The sequence below is a fragment of the Saccharopolyspora antimicrobica genome, from assembly GCF_003635025.1.
Taxonomy (GTDB): domain Bacteria; phylum Actinomycetota; class Actinomycetes; order Mycobacteriales; family Pseudonocardiaceae; genus Saccharopolyspora; species Saccharopolyspora antimicrobica.
On sequence record NZ_RBXX01000002.1, the window covers coordinates 73,512 to 89,651 of the forward strand.

15 protein-coding genes are annotated in these 16,140 nt (G+C 70.2%); 3 read left to right on the forward strand and 12 right to left on the reverse strand.

Translation table 11 applies throughout. The features are described 5' to 3' along the window. Positions 1-62: 62 nt before the first annotated feature. Complete coding sequence (locus ATL45_RS00920) at positions 63-1,130, forward strand: AI-2E family transporter (protein ID WP_093159858.1); 1,068 nt, start codon at positions 63-65, stop codon at positions 1,128-1,130. Between the two features lie 9 nt (positions 1,131-1,139). Here ATL45_RS00920 and ATL45_RS00925 read toward each other — a convergent pair whose 3' ends face one another. Continuing rightward, on the reverse strand, positions 1,140-2,936 hold the full coding sequence (locus ATL45_RS00925; RefSeq protein WP_093159861.1) for an alkyl/aryl-sulfatase: 1,797 nt from the start codon (positions 2,934-2,936) through the stop codon (positions 1,140-1,142). Between the two features lie 107 nt (positions 2,937-3,043). Between ATL45_RS00925 and ligD the strand changes: the two genes are divergently transcribed. Then, positions 3,044-4,042 carry a non-homologous end-joining DNA ligase gene (gene ligD / locus ATL45_RS00930; RefSeq protein ID WP_093159863.1) on the forward strand — a complete coding sequence of 333 codons (999 nt, stop codon included), beginning with the start codon at positions 3,044-3,046 and terminating at the stop codon, positions 4,040-4,042. 249 nt (positions 4,043-4,291) lie between these two features. Here the strand turns inward: ligD and ATL45_RS00935 are convergent, their stop codons facing one another. The 5 genes from ATL45_RS00935 to ATL45_RS00955 form a co-directional block, all read right to left on the reverse strand. Continuing rightward, a complete protein-coding gene (locus ATL45_RS00935; protein WP_093159866.1) occupies positions 4,292-4,708 on the reverse strand; it encodes a DUF2871 domain-containing protein in 417 nt (138 codons plus the stop codon). A gap of 175 nt (positions 4,709-4,883) precedes the next feature. Further along, the gene (gene bla, locus ATL45_RS00940; RefSeq protein ID WP_093159868.1) at positions 4,884-5,783 is read right to left on the reverse strand and encodes a class A beta-lactamase; all 900 of its coding nucleotides are present in this window, start codon (positions 5,781-5,783) and stop codon (positions 4,884-4,886) included. A gap of 165 nt (positions 5,784-5,948) precedes the next feature. Then, positions 5,949-6,839 carry a serine hydrolase gene (locus ATL45_RS00945; protein ID WP_093159871.1) on the reverse strand — a complete coding sequence of 297 codons (891 nt, stop codon included), beginning with the start codon at positions 6,837-6,839 and terminating at the stop codon, positions 5,949-5,951. Further along, positions 6,836-7,693, reverse strand: a complete 858-nt coding sequence (locus ATL45_RS00950; RefSeq protein WP_093159873.1) for a LysR family transcriptional regulator — start codon at positions 7,691-7,693, stop codon at positions 6,836-6,838. Before ATL45_RS00950 ends, ATL45_RS00945 begins: the two co-directional genes overlap by 4 nt. A gap of 71 nt (positions 7,694-7,764) precedes the next feature. Then, positions 7,765-8,967 (reverse strand): heparan-alpha-glucosaminide N-acetyltransferase domain-containing protein, encoded by a 1,203-nt coding sequence (locus ATL45_RS00955; protein WP_246025100.1) that lies wholly within the window; start codon positions 8,965-8,967, stop codon positions 7,765-7,767. A gap of 193 nt (positions 8,968-9,160) precedes the next feature. Here ATL45_RS00955 and ATL45_RS00960 point away from each other — a divergent pair, with 193 nt between their 5' ends. Continuing rightward, on the forward strand, positions 9,161-10,390 hold the full coding sequence (locus ATL45_RS00960) for a sensor histidine kinase (RefSeq protein ID WP_093159879.1): 1,230 nt from the start codon (positions 9,161-9,163) through the stop codon (positions 10,388-10,390). On the opposite strand, the gene ATL45_RS00965 is transcribed toward ATL45_RS00960, so the two are convergent. The 6 genes from ATL45_RS00965 to ATL45_RS00995 form a co-directional block, all read right to left on the reverse strand. Beyond that, positions 10,383-11,525, reverse strand: a complete 1,143-nt coding sequence (locus ATL45_RS00965) for a VanZ family protein (RefSeq protein WP_246025101.1) — start codon at positions 11,523-11,525, stop codon at positions 10,383-10,385. The genes ATL45_RS00960 and ATL45_RS00965 overlap by 8 nt on opposite strands. A gap of 93 nt (positions 11,526-11,618) precedes the next feature. Beyond that, positions 11,619-12,614: a YdcF family protein gene (locus tag ATL45_RS00970; RefSeq protein ID WP_093159882.1), complete on the reverse strand. Its 996-nt coding sequence runs from the start codon at positions 12,612-12,614 to the stop codon at positions 11,619-11,621. Positions 12,615-12,672: 58 nt separating this feature from the next. Continuing rightward, a complete protein-coding gene (locus ATL45_RS38650; RefSeq protein WP_093159884.1) occupies positions 12,673-13,944 on the reverse strand; it encodes a hypothetical protein in 1,272 nt (423 codons plus the stop codon). 38 nt (positions 13,945-13,982) lie between these two features. Next, the gene (locus ATL45_RS00985; protein WP_246025102.1) at positions 13,983-14,549 is read right to left on the reverse strand and encodes a DUF3558 family protein; all 567 of its coding nucleotides are present in this window, start codon (positions 14,547-14,549) and stop codon (positions 13,983-13,985) included. A 21-nt stretch (positions 14,550-14,570) separates the two neighbouring features. Next, entirely contained in the window at positions 14,571-14,993 is a 423-nt protein-coding gene (locus ATL45_RS00990) for a hypothetical protein (protein ID WP_093159886.1), read from the reverse strand. 151 nt (positions 14,994-15,144) lie between these two features. Further along, entirely contained in the window at positions 15,145-15,969 is an 825-nt protein-coding gene (locus ATL45_RS00995) for an ESX secretion-associated protein EspG (RefSeq protein WP_093159888.1), read from the reverse strand. Between the last annotated feature and the right edge of the window lie 171 nt (positions 15,970-16,140).

Here is a 16,140-nt window from a genome sequence, read left to right on the forward strand (position 1 = left end):
GAGCGGGCTCGCGGGCGCTGCCGGATCCTGTTGGGACGTCGTCGGCAGGAGGCTCGTGCGCCATGGCCGGTCCAGGTCCCAGCGGGCAGCCGCCCGCGAGCCCGTCCCTGCTGCGGCACGCCCAGATCGCCTGCGTCTACCTCGCGGTGGCGGCGCTGGCGGTGCTGGCCTACACGGCGCGCAGCATGCTCGTGCTGATCTTCGTCGGGTTCTTCCTCGCGCTCGGCGTGGAACCGGTGGTGGCGTGGTTGCAGCGGCACCGCTGGCGGCGCGGCATGGCGATAACCGCGGTCATCCTCGCCGTCGTGCTGCTGGTCGGGGTCGTGGTGCTGTTCGCGGTGGTGCCCGCGATCGGCCAGCTGGGCCACTTCGCGGCGCAGCTCCCCGACGTGCTGTCCCGGCTGGGCGTGCACCTGGGCGACCACCAGCTGCGCGCCACGCTCGACGATCCCGCCGTCCACGACAAGGTGCGGGAAGCCGTCGAGAAGGGCGCCGCGTTCCTGGCGAGCGCGCTGGGCGCCGGGTTCGCCGTCATCGGCAGCTTGCTCGGGGGCGTCTTCGCGGCCTGCACGGCCGGTGCCCTGCTGGTCTACTTCTCGCTCGCCATGCCGCGGCTCCAGTCCGCGATGACGCGCGCGGCCTCGCACCACCCCGGCCGACCGGAAGCGATCCTCGTCGCCATGAGCCGGGTCGGCGGCTACGTCACCGGTCAGGCCCTGGTGTCGCTGTGCGCGGGCGCGGTGTCGTTCGTGTTCTTCCTGATCGCGGGCATCCCCTACCCCGCGCTCCTGGCGCTCGTGGTCGCCGCGCTCGACGCCGTCCCGCAGATCGGCGCGACGCTGGCGTCGGTGGCGGGGATCCTGGTGGCGCTGTCGCAGAGCCTGTCCCTGGCGGTGATCACACTGCTCTTCTTCATCTGCTACCAGGCGTTCGAGAACTACCTGATCGCGCCAAGGGTCTTCGCCCGCACCGTCGAGCTGAGCCCGCTGGCGGCTTTCGTGGCGATCCTCCTCGGCGGCTCGCTGGCAGGAATCCTGGGCGCGCTGATCGCCCTCCCGATCACCGCCGCGCTGAAAGTCCTCTACCGCCAAGCCCAAGCCGAACGCACCCCGACCCAACCGTCCACATGAGACGCGGGATCACGGGCGGACGATCGGGAAGTTCGGGTCCGGGGCGTCCAGGAGGTCCTGGAGGGTGGTCAGGGCCGCGCGGTCTCCCCGGTGGTCGATGTCTTCCGGGGCGTCTCCGGCGAGCAGGGCGAGGAGTTGCTGCTTGGTCAGGGTGAGGGTCAGGTCCGGTGGTCGCGATTCGCGGATCGGCTCCTGGACGAGGGCGCCGTTGGAGAGCGTCGTGCGGACGTGGTCGTCGGTGTCGGTCACGTGCCAGTCGATGGCCAGGGCCGCGGTCGCCGCGCGGGGACCGTCGATGCGGATCGCCACCGAGTCCAGGAGCTGTTCGACCGTCAGCGCCGCCAGGATCGCCCCCGAGATGCTGATCTCCATCGGGGTGATGCCCTGGCGGAGCTCCTGCGCGCCGGTCAGGTAGAAGTTCCGCCAGGTGGCGTTCTCGGCGCCGAAGCCGAGCCGCTGGTAAACGTCGGCGAGCAGGTCGCCGGCCGCGGTGTGGTCGGGTTCGGCGAACACCGCGTGCTTGAGCAGCTGGGCGGCGAAGCGCAGGTCGCCGGCCGCCGCGTACTCCGCGGCCTTCTCCACCACGCGGTCCACGCCTCCGATGCAGTCGACGTAGCGCTTCGCCGACTCCTCCGGCGGGTGCTCCCACAGCGAGGACGGGTTGCCGTCGTACCAGCCCATGTAGCGCTGGTAGATCGCTTTGACGTTGTGGCTCACCGATCCGTAGTAGCCGCGGGCGTGCCAGGCCGCTTCCAGCGCCGGGGGCAGTTCGAAACGCTCGGCGATCTCGCTGCCGGTCCAGCCGAGGTTGATCCGGCGCAGCGTCTGGTCGTGCAGGTAGGCGTAGAGGTCGCGTTGTTCGGTCAGGTGCTTCACGACGCGGTCGCGGCCCCAGGTCGGCCAGTGGTGGGAGGCGAACGCGACCTCGGTGTCGTCGCCGAACTCGGCGATGGCCTCGGTGAGGTACCGCGCCCAGTTCCGGGCGTCGCGGACCTCGGCTCCGCGCAGCGTGAGGACGTTGTGCATGGTGTGCGTCGCGTTCTCGGCCATGCACAGCGCGCGGTGGTCGGGGAAGTGGAAGTTCATCTCCGCGGGTGCCTCGGTGCCCGGGGTGAGCTGGAACCGGATGGGCACGCCGTCGACGACCTCCCGCTGCCCGGTGCGCGTGATGTCGAGCGTGGGCGGGAGCAGCGAGACCCTGCCCACCGAGATGCCCTGGCCCAGTCCGGTGCCGACCTGGCCGCGCGGGCCCTTCTCCAGCAGCGCGCCGTACATGTAGTTGCCGCGGCGGGTCATGGCGGTTCCGGCGTAGACGTTCTCCGCCACCGCGTGCTCCATGAAGCCCACCGGCGCCAGGATCGGCACCTCGCCGGACACCACGCCCTCCACGCCGCCGAAGTGGTCGACGTGGGAGTGCGTGTAGATCACCGCCGTGACCGGCCGGTCGCCGCGGTGCGCCCGGTACAGCGCCAGTCCCGCGGCGGCCGTCTCCACCGAGATCAGCGGGTCGATCACGATGACGCCCCGCTCGCCCTCCACCAGGGTCATGTTGGACAGGTCCAGGCCGCGGACCTGGTAGATGCCCGGCACCACCTCGTAGAGGCCCTGCTCGGCGCACAGCTGGGACTGCCGCCACAGGCTCGGGTGCACCGTCGGCGGGCAGTCGCCGCGCAGGAAGGCGTAGGCGTCGTCGTCCCACACCACGCGCCCGTCCTCGTCGGCGACGACGCCGGGTTGGAGCGCGGCGATGAAACCGCGATCGGCATCCTCGAAGTCACTGCGATCGGCGAAGGGCAGCTCGCTCACCGGTCCCCCATCACTCCGCGAACATCCGACCCAGTACAACCGCCGGGCCCCGCGCTCGCAGTGCGGAAACGGCTGCGGTCGGGGGTGGCGGGCCATAGGCTGTCCGGGTGGCTGAATCGGTGGTGCTGGAGTTCGGGGAGACCGAGGTGCCGGTCTCGCACCCGGACAAGGTGTTCTTCAGCAAGCGCGGCGAGACCAAGCTCGACCTGATCCGGTACTACCAGGCCGTTGCCGAACCGCTGCTGAGCACGTTGCAGGGCCGCCCGCTGCTGCTGGAGCGCTACCCCGACGGGGCGAGCGGCAAGTCGTTCTTCCAGAAGCGGGTGCCCAAGTCGGCACCCGAGTGGCTGCAGACCACCGTGGTGTCCACCCCCAACGGGACCACCAGCGATGCGCTGGTCGCCGCCGATCTGGCGCACATCGCCTGGGCGGTGAACCTCGGCTGCCTGGGCTTCCACGTCTGGCCCTACCACGCAGGCGCACCCGCGGTCACCGATGAGCTGCGCATCGATCTCGATCCCTCGCCGGGCGTCACGTTCCCGCAGGTGGTCGAGGCCGCGCAGCTGACCCGGCAGCTGCTGGCCGAGCTCGGCATCGAGGCGCAGGTGAAGACCTCCGGCTCGCGCGGCCTGCACATCTACGCCGCGCTGGAGGCGCGGTGGGACAGCTACGAGGTGCGGGCGGCCGCCGTGGCGCTGGCCCGCGAGCTGGAGCGCCGCCACCCCGACCTGATCACCGCCAAGTGGTGGAAGGAGGAGCGGGGCTCCCGGGTGTTCGTCGACTACAACCAGAACGCCCCGCACAAGACCGTTTTCGGCGCCTGGTGCGTGCGCCCGCGAGTGGGCGCGCAGGTGTCCACGCCGATCTCGTGGGACGAGCTCGGCACCGTCGAACCGGATTCGCTGACCATCGCCACGGTCCCGGGCCGGCTGGCCGAGCTCGGCGACCCGTGGGCCGGCCGGCGGCCGCAGTCGATCGAACCGCTGCTGGAGCAGTCGGCCCGGGACATGGCCGCCGGCCTGCAGGACGCGCCGTGGCCGCCGGTCTACCCGAAGCAGCCGAACGAGCCACCGCGCGTCGCACCGAGCCGCGCCAAGCGGGACTGATTCAGTGATTCCAGACTCGTTTTGCGTAGCGGTGCGGGTAGCGGAACCTCAGGGCTTCCCTGGACTGCGGGTGCCCAGCCTGATGTATGACCAATACACGGCGGCTGGGCCGTCCTCGCCAGGAAAGCCCTGAGAACCCGCGGCGGTGCAAGCTGCCAGGGTGGGTCAAGCGCTGCGCGCTTGCGGCGGCTCATGCCGTTGTTGCGGTACGCCTCGCGGTCGCGGCCTGCCGTAAAGAGTCAAACCCGACTAGCGGGCTTCTGCCCGTGCGGGCAGGGCCTTGCGCAGGGCCAGGAACAGGTGGACGAGGCCGACGGTGATCAGGATGTGGCCGAGTCCGGCGATGCCCGAGATCGCCGCCGAGCTCTCCGCGCCGAGCACCGTCATGGTGCCGTGCACCAGCATCATCGCCGCGGTGAGCGCCAGCCCGCTGTTGTAGAACCAGAAGAACAGCGTGAACAGCCGGTTGCCGGAGAGCCCGAAGGCCTTGTCCAGCGCCAGCACCACCAGGAAGAACAGCATGCCCAGCGCGAGCAGGTGGGTGTGCGCCACCGCCAGCTGGGTGTCGCCGGTGAACTCCTGGGCCTTGGTCAGCTCGCGGTAGTACAGCCCGGCCGCCAGCCCGAGGACCATGTAGCTCAACGCCGCCCAGTAGACCTTCTTCATCGCCGATGCGCTTCCTTCCCTGCGGTCGCCGTCTGCACCTCCCACTGTCGTCGCCGACCGCGCTCGCGCGCATCGATCCGGGGATCGGTTGCCGCGAACCGAAAGCGGCACCGCGGAATCAACCTTTCGAACGATGCGCGCGACGCACGTCCCCACTCCCTCCACACAGGACGGTTCAGCGCAGGTGCGCCGCGACCGCGCGGGCGGTGTCGGCGAGCAGCTCGTTGCGGTACTCGTCGTCCTGCCTCGGCCTGGTGGTCAGGATCGCGATGACGATCGGCGTGCCGTCCTCGGTCCAGGTGACGCCTGCGTCGTTGCGCGTGCCGTAGTCGCCCGCGCCGGTCTTCTCCCCGGTGCGCCAGGTCGGCGGCACTCCGGCCCGGATGCACTCGTCGCCGGTGGTGTTGGCGAGCAGCCACTCGGTCAGCTGGTCGCGCTCCGGTGCCGCGAGCGCGTCGCCGAGCACCAGCGCCCGGTAGCCCGCGGCGAGCCCGGCCGGGGTCGAGGTGTCGCGCTCGTCACCGGGGATCGCCGTGTTCAGCTCGGTCTCCCACCGGTCCAGCCGGGTGGTCGGATCACCGATCGAGCGGGCGAACGGCGCGATCGACTGCGGGCCACCGCGTTCGCGCAGCAGCAGGTTGGCCGCGGTGTTGTCGCTGAGCTTCATGGTCGCCTCGCAGAGCGCGCGGACCGTCATGCCGGTGTCCACGTGCTTCTCGGTCTCCGGCGAGTAGCTCACCAGGTCGTCCTTCGTGTAGCGGATGACCTTGTCGAAGTAGCCGCTGCTCAGGCCGTGGTCGCGCAGCAGAGCCGCGACGGCGTAGGTCTTGAAGGTGGAGCACAGCGCGAACCGCTCGTCGGGGCGGTTCACCAGCGTCCGGCCGGTGCGGACGTTGATCGCGTACAGGCCCACGCGGGCGTCGTAGCGGCGCTCCAGCTCGGCCAGGTCGGGGCCGGGCGGGGCGGGAGCGGGCGGCGGAGCTCCCTCGACGGTGCCGCACGCCACCAGTGCCGGAACGGCCAGCAGCGCCCCCAGGACAGCGCGTCGCCCGAGGCGGATTTCGTTGTGCCGCAAGTACTTCTCCGTTCAGTCCGAAGACCGGAAGTCCGGTCGGGACCAATCAAGCAGCACCCGCGCGATCGCGCCAATCCACAGCCGACCGCCCGGCGATAGCGGTTCGATATGGCCGCAGCGCGCACCCGGTCGCCACCGCCCGGATCGGGCGGAAAAAAACTTCGCTCACAGCCGCCCGGAGCGCAGGTCGTTGACCGCGACCCAGGCGCACTCCCCGATCGCCGTGTCCACCCGCGGCAGCGCGGAATCGGCTCGCGCGGCGAGCGTGAACACCGCCACCGCGACCGGTTCCTCGCCCTCGAACTCCACCACCGACACCTCGTTGCGCACCGCACCGATGGTGCCGGTCTTGCCCGCCACCCGCACGCCCTGGAACGGGAAGCCGGAGCGCACCCGGTGCATCCAGATCTGGTTGCCCAGCAGCCGCCGGATGAACGCGCACTGCTGCGGCGAGGCCACGGCGTCGGTCCAGATCAGCTCCAGCAGCCGGGTCATCTCACGCGGTGTGGTGGCGCCCGCGTAGGCCGGGTCGTAGGCGCTGACGGTGCGCGCGGCGTCGTTGTCGCCCAGCAGCGCGAACGCTTCCGCCGCCGTGGTGGTGCCCAGGTCGCGGACCAGCGAGGCGTGCTGGTCGGCGGTGCCGCCGACCACGCGGGTCCGGGTGAGCCCCAGGTCGTCGAGCACGTCGGCGACCGCGTCCAGGCCGACGGCGCCGAGGATGACGTCCGCGGCCGAGTTGTCCGACACCGCGATCATCGAGGCGGCCAGGTCGCGCCAGGACACCGTCACCGGGTCGAGGAAGGTCGAGAAGCCGCTCGGGCCCGGTGTGCAGGAGGTCGGGTCGATGCGCACCGTCGCGCGCGGGTCGAGGCGGCCGGCGTCGAAGGCCCGGCACATCGCCACCAGCAGCGGCAGCTTGTAGACCGAGGCCGTGACCACCAGCTCGTCGGCGCCGACGCAGATCTCCCGCCCGCCGCCGAACTGCGTCGCGTGCACCCAGCCCTCGGCACCGGCGTCGGCGAGCACCTCGCGGATCCGCCGCTCGACCGGGCTCACCGGTCGCCTCGCAGGGACGCCTCGAAAGCGGTGCGCACGTCCTCGGCCGCGGATTCCTGCCAGACCAGCCGGACCCGCAGCGCCAGGTCGTCGCCGGCCGGCGCCCGGACCACGCCCGGGCCGTCCAGCTCCGGGTCGGTGGTCAGCGCGAACGCCCGCCCGGCGGCGACGGCGGTGATGGCCTCGCGATCGCCGGGTGCGGGCAGGAAGTCCGGATCCAGCCCCTTGGTCCGCAGGGTGTCCACGAGCAGGTCGAACGCGGCCGTGCCGTGGTTGCGCGGGGCGGTCGCGCAGGCCAGGCCGCGCAGGCCGCGGATCGAGGGCTTGCGGTCGGACGGGATCAGCAGCCAGCGCCGGATCTTCAGGACCGGGCCGGGCGTCAGCGCGCCGATCAGCGCGGGGTGGTGCACCGCCGCGCAGTCGAGGCGGCCGGCCGCGACCGCTTCGACGAGGTCGGTGGTCGGTGCGGTCGTGGTGATCACGGTGCGGGCCGCCGGGTCCGGTGCCGCGGCGCGCACCGCGGCCGTGCAGGCGGCGACCTGCCGGTCGGTCAGCGCCGGGATGACGCCGATGCGCACCGCGCCGCGGTTCTCCCGCTGCCGCCGGGCCTCCTCCTCGAACTGCTCCGCGCCGTCGAGCAGCGCCCGCGCCCGGGGCAGCAGCTCGGCCCCGGCGGTGGTCAGGTGCACCCCGCGCGACCCCCTGGTGAGCAGGGTGACGCCGAGCTTGGCCTCCAGCCGCTGCACGCCCTGCGAAACCGGCGGCTGGGTCATGCCGAGGCGGTCGGCGGCGTGCCCGAAGTGCCCTTCCTCGGCGACCGCCACGAAGAACCGGAGATGGCGAAGCAGATCCACGGAGCGATCCAATCACTGCCGGACCGGCGGGTGGGCGCCGGCTTCGCGCGGGAGCCGGCGCCCACCGGGATTCACCGCACGACCAGGTCGGCGGTCTTGGTGGAGGTCCAGTGCAGGACCCGCTCCAGCGGCCCGCGACCGAGCAGCGGCCGCCACAGCGCGCAGAACACCAGCGAACCCAGCGCGAGGACGAGCAGCGGCAGCCACGGCTGCCAGCTCAGCCCGACCAGCACCGGCTCCAGCAGCAGGCCCTGCACGGTGTACACGGTCAGGGCGAGCGCGCCGACCGCCGACAGCGGGGCCAGCAGCGTGCGCAGGCGATCACCCGCGAACAGGCAGAGGGCCAGGACCGCGAGAGCGGCACCGGTCGAAGCGGTGATCTCGAACGGCGTGCCGGCGTGCGGGGCGTTGAGCAGCAGGAACGCCGGTGAAGTCGTGGGAACGACGCCGAAGCCCATCATCTGCAGCAGTTCGACGGGTTCCTTGCCGATCTCGGCGGCGATCGGCGCCAGGTTGGCCAGGACCGGTTCCAGGGCGCGGAGACCGCCGAAGACGTTGAGGGCCAGCCAGGAACTGCCCGCGCCGATCACGGCCAGCACGACACCGCTGATCAGCAGCCGCAGGCGCACCGCCGTCGACCGCAGGTCCAGCCGCCCGACGGCCAGCCCGGCGAACACGAACGGCATCCAGGTCAGCACCGGGTAGGCGCCGTCGAGCAGCAGCCGCTGGAATCCCGCCCCGGCGGTGTCCCACGAGGTCAGGTCGGTGAACGACAGCGCGCCGCCCACGGTGTCCGCGCTGGTCCACGCGCCGCGGATGAAGAAGGAGGCGATCGGCCCGGCGATCGTCCACACCGCGGCGATCACGGCCAGCACCGCGGGGCGCACGCGCAGGAACGGCAGCGCCAGCAGGAAGTACAGCGCGTAGAACGAGAGGATCACCATCATCTGCGCGCCCAGCTGGGTCAGCACCATGCCGAGCACGAAGAGGACGACCGCGCGCACCGCGATGCGCACCCGGTCCCGGCGCAGCACCGAGCCCTCGTGCGGCCGGCTGCCGCCGGTCAGCAGCGCCAGCGAAACCCCGGCCAGCACGGCGAACAGCACCGAGGCGTGCCCGTTGCCGAGGCCTGCCAGGAATTCCGCCGCACCACCGGCGGTCGGGTCGAGCATGGCCGGACCGGCGTGCGCGACGAACATCCCGAGCACCGCCAGCCCCCTGGCGATGTCGACGCCGTCGAGGCGGGTGCGGACGGGCGCCGGAGTCCTTGCCACCGGCGGACTTTCGTTCGTGAAAACCATGCGGCGAACGCTATGCCCGGGTGCGCTGCGCGGGCGTCGGACTCCAGGCGCATTCACCGATCATCCGCCAGGCGCACGGAGATCGCGTGCAGCGCGATCTCGTCATACCCGGGGAGTACGACCCGGGGTTCATCCGGCGCGACGCCGGTTGCCATAGGCTCGCCGCGTGGCTACCGAGAAGCTCAACGCGCCCTCGCCGAGCACCGCAGAACCGGACGAAGAACCGTTCGTCGGTTCGCGACCGTCCTGGCTCGCGGGCGTGCCGCGGTGGGTCGTGCTGGCCGCCATCAGCGCGATCACCTTCGCGCTCTCGGCCATGAGCGTCCTGCAGAACCGCCCGGACTTCAACGCGGCGCTGCCACTGCTGGTGGGGGCACTGATCGGGGCGCTGGCGCTGCTTGGCATGCGCCGGTTCCCGATCACTGTGGTCGTCATCACCACGGTCCTGCGCTTCATCGAGCCGTTGTCTTCGCTGGCTCAGCTGCCCGCGTTGTACGCGCTGGGCGCCTACGGGCGGAAGAACTGGCAGATCTGGGGCGTCGCGGCGCTGTGCGTCCTGCAGGATCTCGTCTCCTGGCTGCTCAAGGGGTTCGACGGGAACGTCGAATCCCTCATCACCAGCATCGTGATGTGGTCGCTCGTCCTCTTCTTCCCGGTCGTGATCGGCCGCTACATGGCCGGCCGCCGCACCCGGCTGGTGCACTGGGTGGAGCGGGCCGAGCGCGCCGAGCGCGAACGCTCCCTGATCGCCGAGCGCACGCGCAGCGAGGAGCGCGCCCGCATCGCGCGCGAGATGCACGATTCCGTTGCGCACCAGGTGAGTCTGGTCGTGGTGCACGCCGGGGCGCTGGAGATGGTGGCCAAGGCCGACCCGGAGAAGGCGGTCAGCGCGGCGGCGACCATCCAGCAGGTGGGCCGCGGCGCGCTGGACGAGCTGCGGCAGATGATCGGCGTGCTGCGCGCCAACCCCGGCGACGAGACGCCGGAGCCGCCGCAGCCGAAGCTCAAGGATCTCGAATCGCTCGTGTCGGCCTCCCGCGACGCCGGGCTCGACGTGGAGCTGGTCCTCACCGGCGACCGCCGCGACCTGGCCGACCAGGTGGAACGCGCCGCGTACCGCGTCGTGCAGGAGGCACTGACCAACGTCCACAAGCACGCAGGCGGCGCGCGGGCCACCGTCGCGCTGGACTACCGGCCGAAGCAGCTCGCTCTCTCGGTCCGCAACGGCCGCCCGGCGGCGGGCTTCCAGCGCAGCCTGCCCAGCGGCGGCCAGGGCCTGATCGGCCTGGCCGAGCGGGTGCAGCTGGCCGGTGGCGAGATCAGCTCCGGCCGGCTGCCCGACGGCGGCTTCGAGGTGTCGGCCACGCTCCCCGCGCAGCCGCGCGACCTCAGCTGAGGACTTCGGCCCGGTCGACGGCGCGCGAGTCGGTCAGCCGCAGCCCGGTGAACACGTAGGACAGCCCGCGGTGCCCGTCCGTGGTGAACAGCGCGATGAGCGAGGCCAGGCCGTAGAGGGACCCGAGCGTGCCCAGCAGTTCGAGGTCAGGCGCGGTGCTGCTCAGCTGGCTCAGGAGCACGTAGCCACCGACGCCGAACAGGCTGCGGAGCAGGCGCATCGCCGCTCCCGCCGGTCGTCCGTCGGGCCTCGTGGCCTGCAACCGCACGATCCGCTGGCCGAGGCTGGGTGCCTTGCCCGCCAGCGGGACGACGACCGCCAGCAGGAACCACGGCAGCCAGGGCGTCACCGCGTTGACCTCGGCGTACCCGGCCAGCTCGGCAGGCGGGGTGACGCCGCTGAGCAGCTCACCGTGCACGGCGAGCAGACCCGCGTTGGCGCCTGCGACGACGACGGCACCGGTGAACTGGAAGGCCATCAGATCGCACACCATCGCCAGCAACCGCCTCGACCTGGTCACCGGCCGCGGCAGGCCCGGATCGGAGTCGATGCGCTGGCCGGGCACCGCGCGCAGCAGCGGCGCCGCGAACGCACCGAGCAGCGCACCGAGCCCGTTGGCCATCAGGTCGTCGACGTCGAACAGCCGGTACGCGCACGGGTAGAGGAACCAGATCCCGGTGACCTGCGTCAGCTCGATCAGCAGCGACACGCCCAGGCCGATGGCCGTGGTGGCGAGCACGCTGCGCTGGAACATGTACCGGACGAACATGCCCAGCGGCAGGAACAGCGCCACGTTCAGCAGCACCTGCGTCAGCGCCGGATTGCGCAGGGTGGCGGCGATCCCGGTGCCGATCGCTTCCTTCTCCATGTCGGTGAGGAAGTTGAACGGGATCCACTGTGGACCGCTGGTGCCGTGGACCGCGCAGAAGTCCGGGCGCATGGCCGGCATCGGGAGCAGCACGTAGGCGATCAGCCCGAGGCTGTAGACGAGCCCGCCGAGGGCCAGCGCGGCGTTGCCGATGCCGAGTTCGCCACGTCTGCGGTACTGCCTCGCGACGTACGGCACGAACAGGGCGATCGCCAGCAGCGCCCCCAGCACGATCGCCACCACAGCCGGAATCAACCGCGTGCTCACAACTCCCCTTCACGCACGGCGAAACAGCGCAGGACCCCTGCACAGGAACGCGGCGATCCTAACCGGGAGGGCCCGAACCCGCGCCCCGGCGGGTCAGGACATCGGGTTCAGGCCGCCGAGGAACAGCAGCAGGCAGATGCCGCCGTTGATCACCTTGTGCGAGAGGAAGACCGCCACGAACTCGCGGATCGTCGCGCTCGGCCAGTAGTACCGGGCGGTGGGCGAACCGATCACCTGGCCGTTGACCTTCTCCGCGCGGGTGATGCGTGCGGCGCGCATCACGTGGAAGTTGTTGGTGACCACCAGGCAGCGGAAGTCCGGCTTGGACTGCTCCATGATCGCCTTGCTGAACCGGAGGTTCTGGTCGGTGGTGCGCGACTGGTCCTCGACCAGGATCTGCTCGGCGGGCACGCCGCGCTCGATCAGGTAGTCGGCCATGGCGCGCGCCTCCGGCAGGTCCTCGCCCGGCCCCTGCCCGCCGGAGGTGACCAGCAGCGGCTGCCTGCCCCGCGCGCGCTCGGCGTCGAACACCGCGCGGCCCCGGTCGAGCCTGCTGGCCAGCAGCGGCGGCACCTTGGAACCGAACAGCCCGGAGCCGAGCACCACGATGAAGTCGACATCGGTCTTGTGCGGGAACTTGCCGTAGACGAAGGAGTACAGCAGGAAGCACACGAACAGGAACGACACGTAGAACAGCACGCTGGTCACGGCGTTCACGAACGCCATGACCGGCTTCAGCTGGAAGTAGTTGGCCACGAAGCTCAGCACGATCAACCCGATGATCCCGAGCCCGGCGGCCAGCGACAGCAGGTTCGCCACCCGCCTGCCCTCCCGGCGCAGCATCGTGATCCCGTTGGCGATCAGGAACCCCGCGAGCACGAGCACCGTCACCGGCACCAGCACCACCAGGCCCGCGAGGATCAGCGCGGCGGCGACCTGGTTGATCATCGCGAGCTCGAACAGCAGCCCGGCGATCACGAACATCAGGCAGAAGAACAGGTAGACGCCGTTGCGCACCCGACGACGGTCGCGGATGAAGCCGATCAGGAAGATGCCGAACAGCACAGCGGCGATCACGAAGAAGAGCACGGCCAGAAGGCTAACCGACGGCTGATCATACCGGCATCGGCACGCTGCCCGGCGCGGACTACGTCTGCTCAGGAGGCCGCGGCGGCTTGCCGTTCAGCGCCTCGGCCTCCCAGTCCCCGAACACCGCCGGAGCGACCTTGGGGATCTCGAGATCGCTCCACGCGTCCCGGTCGCCCTTGACGAACTTGCGGTCGTGCTCCTTGTCCTCTTCCTTCTGCCGGTTACCAGCCGCCGGCGGCCCACCAGCCACGCCGCCCGCACCGGACGGTCCCCGCGCGGCCGTGCTGCCGGAGCCAGTGGAGCCCGGAGCCGTCGGGCCGCCGCCGCTCCCGGAACGGCCACCACCGGGGAGCCCCTTCCCCGTGTCACCGCCCCGGCCGGTGCCTCCCCCGGGAACGCCCCGCCCGGTCCCGCCGTGCCCGCTTCCAGGCGGAGCCGGGCGACCACCGCTCCCGCCTGGCGGCACGACCACACCGCCGGTCACTCCGCCACCGCCGCCGGGAGTGGGAGCGCTCCCACCCGTCATCGGACTCCCGCTCGCAGCGGGTGTCACCCACGCCGAGCCGGACTCAGCCGGCGCCACCGGTGGCGCGTCCGCGGCTGTCGGCTCGTGCGGCATCGCCGGTTCGGGCCACGGCCCAGGATCAACCACCGGCGGCGCCACGGGCCGCTCCGCCTCGGCCCGGGCTCCTCTGGTGCTGGTGTCGCTGCTGATCGGCTCGACCTTGTGCACCGGATTGGTCTTCGCAGGTTCGACGTCGGCGGTGAACTTCGGCGGCGGCGAGAAATGGGGGATGCTGTTGATCCGCTCGCCTGTTATGCGAGCGTAGTCCTCGTACTGCTGCCGCGCCTGCGCTTCGATCTGGTCCCGCACTTCTTCATGTCCCGCCCGGACCCCGGACTTCAGCGCGAACGCATAGGGGTTGACGTAGTCACCCCAGCCGATGTTGTCCGGCGGCACCTGGTGCGGTGGCAGGAAAACGTTCTTGAAATCGGCCGACGCACCCGCTTGCGCCTCAACGGTCTTGCCTATCAGCCCCGCGATCTCGCTCGCTTCACGAGTTGCCTGCGCCAGCGGGGTGACCGCCTCACGCGCCTGATCGGCTGCTCCACCCTGCATCAGGACCTCGGAGTCCTTCAACACCCGGTTCAGCGCAGCATCAGCGTCCGCGAACGCCTCACGTACAACCCTCTGCCATGTCGCCGCGACATCAGACATCGGAGCGACCGATCCCTGCATGACCTGGCTGTAGGTCCGCACGTGATCGAATGGTGTCCGGGCCTGGACCGGCACGACCAGCTTGCCGAACAACCAGTCGAAAAGACCCATCGTTCCCCCAGAATCGTGAGTTCCTGAAAGATTCCCCTTTATGTCGCGGGAAGATTGGACAGCACCATGTCCGTGATCTTGTCAGACATCGCGCACGGATCCGCGTACTCCGGGTTGCTCCGGCCGTCAGTCCCGACCTGGAAGCTGACCAGCAGGAGTTCGGTGGCCGAAGTACCGACGTAGGTTCCACAGGACCCAGCACTCTTCCCGAAGTGCACCACCGGATACCCGGAAACCTCGCCGGTCGGAACACCGCCCGAGACGTTCTTCGCCGTGTTCTTCAGCCCCAGCCCCTGCGTGGTATCAGGCGCGATGCTGACCGTGAGCTGCCGGTTCCGCCAGCGGCAGGCCTGCTGATCCCACAAGCTCGACTCAGGCACGCCTGCCGACAGCGAGGCGAGCTGCTCGAGTTGCTGCGGGCTCAGCAGCTGACACGGATCGCTGATGGCTTTCAGGTTCTTAGGCTTCTCGATGCGAAACGGATCATCCGCGACCGGCGGATTCGTTTGCCCCACAGGCTCTTTGGGCGCCATGACCGTGTAGGCCGCGTACCAGATACCTACGCCCAAGACGAGTGTGCCCACGGCAGCAGCAACGATGAGCACGACATGCTTCGTCCGCACAGGTCAGCCACCCATCCTGTTATCCTCGTCGATGCGCTGGTGATCCCGGATCGCCGCCTGAACAGCCTTCTCAAAGGCTTCGACCCAGGCGATCAGAGCTTCGGCCGTGGTGAACAAGCTTCCCTCAGCACCGCTGGCACGTTCGCAAAATTTCTGCACGGCACGCGTGGTCACGTCGTCAACAGCGGGCGCCGGGAAGTTTCCGAGCTGCGCCGCCTTGTCTCGAGCGAACTCGTACTTGGCTCGGACCTCGTCCAGACCGGCGAGAACCTTCGGGAGCTGCTCGGGCTGGATGTGGAAGGTCTCGGCACCGGCGTAGGTTCCCACGGCGATCAACGCCGCGCCGCTGACCGGATCGAACGGGGTCAGAACGGCTTCCGCTGTCAGCTCAGCAGCCGCTTGCCGTGGCGGTATCGGGACATTCACCTGATCCCCCCGGAAAGAGGTTGTGTCGCGGCTGATACTCTCCAGATCCGGCTAGAATTCCAACAGCGCCAGGCAAATCTTCATCAGTTCGTGTTCAACAAATCACATATCCGTGGCCCGGAAGGCGGAAACCAGCTGGCATTCGGGCCCACTACGGGCGTTCAGCACACGAGCGCGCCTCTTCGTGGTAAGTGCGGAGCGCCGCAGCAATCACGTCGACATCCCCCGGAGCTACCAGCACTTCTACCCCATCCGGCGGTTGCGGAATCTGCGCGACGCGCCCAGAAGAATTGTGGTGAACGGTAATCGCCCACGGTGCCACACGCTTCCGGCCGACATCATCCCTGGAGATCACGTTGAACTGACCGATCACGCGGTCCGCCAGCTTCGCCAGGCGGCCCACCTCCCTGGCATCGGCCGGGTCGATGTCGGCCTTGCCCAGTTCGTAGGCGATCCAGTCGCCTTGGTCCGCCTTGTGGTTCTCCGCTTCCAGGGCCGCCGCTGCGAGGAGTTCCGTTGGTAGCAGGACACTTCGGCCGTTTGCCGGGTTGACGTCCGGGAGGCATTCCACCACCGAGCGCTCCGCCGCGCTCGTGGCGACTTCGTCGATCCAGACCCTGTCACCGCGGAGGACGATGCGGAACGCCAGGTTGCTCACCGCCGCCATGGCGCGGGTTTCCGGCTGATCCGGTTCCGTCAGGTACAGGTACGTCAGGGAGTGGCCCTGCGCCAACGCCGTCACGATCTCGTACCACTCATCGCTCAGCCGGCCGCCCGTGATCCATTTCTTGGCACGGACGCTCTTCTCCGCGGCTTCCAGCACCTCCACCGGATCCTCCGGCTGGGCCAGCCCGCTGTCGCGGGAGGTGACGAACGCGGGGATGTCGAACCTGCGCCGCGCTCCCGCTCCCCCGTTCTCGCGACGTGCCTTCTCGTGCCGCACGATCGCGCCGAATTCCCAGAAGCTGCACTCCACCCCAGACCTCGCAATGCCGCACGCACGGAACTTTCGAGGACCTTCGAGACTAGCCAGACCGCAGCATCAATCCAGGAACCGGGGACTCAATCACCGGAACAGACCAGCCACCGTCCACAGAGGAACATGTCAATTCCCGGGAACGGGCGGGCACCACTCAACCCTACCCCG